This is a genomic window from Methanobrevibacter sp., assembly GCF_045577275.1.
Classification (GTDB): Archaea; Methanobacteriota; Methanobacteria; order Methanobacteriales; family Methanobacteriaceae; genus Methanobrevibacter.
In genome coordinates this window covers 1-4,083 of record NZ_JAZNIB010000198.1, presented here as the reverse complement: position 1 = coordinate 4,083, position 4,083 = coordinate 1, and the positions used below count along the sequence as shown (strand labels likewise).

At 28.5% G+C, this 4,083-nt stretch carries 5 protein-coding genes; 1 reads left to right on the top strand and 4 read right to left on the bottom strand.

What is annotated here, in order from left to right:
- Nucleotides 1–318: 318 nt before the first annotated feature.
- Entirely contained in the window at nt 319–906 is a 588-nt protein-coding gene (locus ACKI67_RS05875; protein ID WP_407462508.1) for a hypothetical protein, read from the top strand.
- 135 nt (nt 907–1,041) lie between these two features.
- Here the strand turns inward: ACKI67_RS05875 and ACKI67_RS05870 are convergent, their stop codons facing one another.
- From ACKI67_RS05870 to ACKI67_RS05855, 4 genes are all read right to left on the bottom strand, one after another.
- A complete protein-coding gene (locus tag ACKI67_RS05870) occupies nt 1,042–1,938 on the bottom strand; it encodes a hypothetical protein (RefSeq protein WP_407462507.1) in 897 nt (298 codons plus the stop codon).
- Between the two features lie 158 nt (nt 1,939–2,096).
- Nucleotides 2,097–2,237 carry a hypothetical protein gene (locus ACKI67_RS05865; RefSeq protein ID WP_407462506.1) on the bottom strand — a complete coding sequence of 47 codons (141 nt, stop codon included), beginning with the start codon at nt 2,235–2,237 and terminating at the stop codon, nt 2,097–2,099.
- A 735-nt stretch (nt 2,238–2,972) separates the two neighbouring features.
- A complete protein-coding gene (locus tag ACKI67_RS05860; protein WP_407462505.1) occupies nt 2,973–3,473 on the bottom strand; it encodes a hypothetical protein in 501 nt (166 codons plus the stop codon).
- A gap of 287 nt (nt 3,474–3,760) precedes the next feature.
- Complete coding sequence (locus ACKI67_RS05855) at nt 3,761–4,030, bottom strand: hypothetical protein (RefSeq protein ID WP_407462504.1); 270 nt, start codon at nt 4,028–4,030, stop codon at nt 3,761–3,763.
- Nucleotides 4,031–4,083 lie beyond the last annotated feature (53 nt).

The window sequence follows — 4,083 nt, the reverse complement described above, 5'->3', positions numbered from 1 at the left end:
AAATTATCAAGTATTTAACTATGTTAAGTCAAATATGATTGAAAAAAATGAACAAAATAAGAAAAATAGTAAGAATTATTAATAAATTAAATAAAAAAAGCATAAGATAGAGCAATATAAACAAGTTATATTGCTCAACATGATTTGATAACTAAAGTGATATGTATCCAATTCGGAAATTAGGAAAATATCACATATTATGTTATCATTTAAGTCATTAAAATAATTTATCCTTAAATTTCATATAAAATAGAAAAGAATAAAATAAGATTAGAATAATACTATTAAACATAAGCAAAAATAATTGTGGGGGTCAATATGAATACAAGAGATATAATTATCATTTGCATAACAATCATTGTGCTTCTTTCAATAGGCATGTTTGTGATGATGAATGGAGGCGCTCAGGAGAAAAGCATTCTCACCATGACAAACAGCCCTTCTCTCTATGAAGGAGACAGTTTGATACTTAAGCTCACTGATGAAAACAATACTGCAATTTCAAACCAAAAGGTTGAAATAAACTTGACACACAGCAGCAATGGAGTCACTGAAAACTTCACTCTAAAGACAAATTCAAATGGAGAGTGCAAGCTTGAGGACTTGATTGCAGACAACTTTACACTTTCTGCAAAATACTATGGAAACAAGGAGTACAAGGGAGCTACTCTCAGCGGAACCATATATGTGAAGAAAAAAGCAAGTGCAAGTGCAAGCACAAATACAAATACAAATTCCAATTACAAAACCGACAATAAGGTAGACGATGTCGTAAATGGCTGGGACCCATCTGAACATGAGGTTTCACGTGAGGACCTTGGAGATGGAACCGTCAGAATAACCTATGATGACGGATACTTTAGAATCGTGGATAAGGATGGAAACATCCTGACTTATGGGTACTGATCATTGATATGATTAGTACTTAAACTTTTTTTAAACAATTAAAAATTTTGATTAATCATCTTCTAAAAATTTCCTAATTTCCAAAACTGACCCTATTTCTTCAAAAGACTAAAAATCATTTTTAGAAACTGAAAATTATTTTTCCTTTAAAGAATTTATCCTTTCTACTGATAAGCCAGTAGCTTCCGAAATATCATCTACTGACATGTCCCTCTCTAACATCCATTTAGCTATAAAAATAGCCTTTTTTTCTTCTCCTTTTTCCAATCCTATGTCAATACCTTTGCTTATTCCTTCCTCTATAAATTCTTCTCTAACTTCTTTTTTGTAATTTTCCTTCTCTCTTGCCAATATAGATGACAAATGACCTGAACCCATCATGATAATCCCCTTAAAATGTTCTAATTCATCTTCATTTTTTATAAACTTATCTCCTAAAATCAATAGAATCGATCTCACCTGATCTTTAATGAAGTCAAATTCAAATCTTGCCTTGTTGGATAAATCTGCAACTTCAAACAACAGATCCTTCTCGCTGAATTGTGATTTCATAAAGACAATTGAAATCAATGATACTATATCTTTTCCATTAAAGGTTTCTTTATTCTTTATTTTTGATTTTATCCTATTTAAACTTTCCAATCCGTCTTTATCCTTTAACGATATGACATATATAGTAAACACGTCATTATGATGCCATTTTTCTATTTTTCGGCATTTATCTTCGACTGTACTTATAATAAAGGTTTTTACTGGAAGTTTGAACTTTACAAATAAGGAGGATGCATAATCAAAGATTCTAATCTCATCCTCTTTAGTCAAGAGACTTGATTGAAACTCAACATTGATTATTTCATAATTGCTTGACAGGCCACAATAATCCAATCTCCGATTTATGCAATTAGTAGTCATTAGCTCTGTTGGAAGGGGAATCACAATGTCATCTGCAATCCCAATTCCCTTTAGAAAATCATGCATAGTGAAATCGATTAGGATCTTGAATGCCTTGTCTTCGTGTTTGCTTATTAACATATCTTTACCTCTTTTATCGGTGAAATACAATTTATTAAAAGAAGTATATAAGTTTTTTCTAAAAAACAAGAGAAATTTAAGAGTTAAATTAAAAAATAACAAGTTTAAAGCAATTTTAATAAAAAATAGTAAATTTCCATAGGATTATAATCTTATAATTAGATTAGATTAAAAATAATAAAAAATAGCAAATTACGGTCAATGAATGACCGATTTAATAAAAGATAACCAACCCCTACAATATCAGCAAGCTGACATTTTCTATAACTTAGAAAATCATCCTCAAGTTCCGTTGCCATTCGACCCCCAATATAATAATTTGGCCATCAATGATCTTTAAAAAGAAACCATTAATCAAACCCCTTTAAGACAATTAAGGCTCCAGATTCAAGACATCAATGATTACTATATGTTTCTAGAGAGAATAGTCAACTTCATTCAAGGACAACTGTAACCAACCCTTCTATTAAATATAATAGTAAACTATTATTCTTAATAATAATTTTGTAAAAATAGGTATATTAATTTTTTGTTATAGATAAAAAATTCTTATTTTGAAAATAAGCAGTAATTTAAAAAAAAAAAGCAGTTTTAGTTAAAAGAAAAGATTATACGAATATAATCTTGCATTTAACCGTATATTAAAAAAAGTTTAATATACAAGAAAAACAATTCTGCTTTTGTTTTTCTTGCATATCAAAATGAGGACAACTATGAAATTAAATTCTGAGTACGATTTATTCAATCATACCTACTATTAAGTATATACAAGACCATATATAAAGATTTTCGAATGCAAGTGCTTGCTTACATCTTATTTTTGAAAAAAAGGAATGAAAAGAAGTTAAATAAATAAAAAAATAATAAACAGACAAATAAACTGATAAAAATTTGGAGAAAAGAAGTTTTCAATATGCACGACAAACAGTTCACTATTGTTTGTCCTGCATATCAATTCAGTTGAGATAATATGTCTAGTAATAATTAGAATATTTAGAATAATTAATAATTAATGATTAATGATTAATGATTAATTAGTAACCATAGGTTATTACGTTGCCGTCTTGATCTATGAGTCTGCTGTATCCATCATCATAGTTGATTCTTTCCATACCATCACCAAGATCTTCACGAGAAACTTCATGGTCTTTTGGATTCCAACCGTTAATGGTTTTATCATAAGGCTTTGGGGTTGATTCATTTTTAGCGCTGACGGATTCGTCAGATTTGACTACGTTTTCGCTCTTAGCTTGAGATTTAACTTTAGTCTTGGTCTGAGCATGATGTTTCTTAACAGTTTGCTTTTTGGAACTTTTCTTGACAGCTGATTTTTTTAAGTCATCATTTTTAACTACAGCTTTGCTTGTAGAAACATTTTTAAAAGTAGAATTGTCGATTTTCTTTACAGGAACAGCATCCTTGTGAATGTGCTGAGCATCATTGTGTGTAAAGTTAACAGCTGTAGCAAAACTTAATCCACATATAAGAATTAGTAAGGTCATTGCGACCAATGCGATTTTATTTATTTCATCCATTTTATTACCTCTTTATGATTAATTAATTCATTCCTATTTAATTCTATAGTGGGGAGCATATATAAAGATTTGCGAATGCAAGTGCTTACTTACATCTTTAAATTGGATAATAAGAAAAAATAAGAGGTTTTATGAAAAAATAATAATTTAAAATAGTTTTTTGAATAAAATAATAAAAAATAGAGAGTTATATTTGATTTAGGGAAAAATAAAAAATAAAAATTTGACAATATTTCAATTAATTCACTATTAATTTATAAAATTTGAGCTTATCTTATGCAAATAGTTCATGACTCCTTTCTTATCTCATTTTCCAACTTGCTTATTCTTTCATCTAAGCTTTTTAAACTTAATTTGTTAAGATTTTCCAAATCATCGTTTTCGAATTTCTCTATCTCATAATTATAAATTTTAGCTTCTTCATCGCTGAATTCTTCATTTGTTTTATAATAATCAATTAAAAATCTTATGACATCATTGAATGTATCATTTTTTGATGCCAATTCAGATAAGGATTCATGGGTATCCTGAGATATTTTAATAGTTTTTGTCATCATGATATCACAAATAATAGTATACTGAGTATACTATTAATATTTTTCTATGTCTT

What these genes read in the sequence shown, in the direction of transcription:
- ACKI67_RS05875 (WP_407462508.1), top strand. Translation starts at nt 319, where the DNA reads ATGAATACAAGAGATATAATTATCATTTGCATAACAATCATTGTGCTT.
- ACKI67_RS05870 (WP_407462507.1), bottom strand. Translation starts at nt 1,938, where the DNA reads ATGTTAATAAGCAAACACGAAGACAAGGCATTCAAGATCCTAATCGAT.
- ACKI67_RS05865 (WP_407462506.1), bottom strand. Translation starts at nt 2,237, where the DNA reads ATGGCAACGGAACTTGAGGATGATTTTCTAAGTTATAGAAAATGTCAG.
- ACKI67_RS05860 (WP_407462505.1), bottom strand. Translation starts at nt 3,473, where the DNA reads ATGGATGAAATAAATAAAATCGCATTGGTCGCAATGACCTTACTAATT.
- ACKI67_RS05855 (WP_407462504.1), bottom strand. Translation starts at nt 4,030, where the DNA reads ATGATGACAAAAACTATTAAAATATCTCAGGATACCCATGAATCCTTA.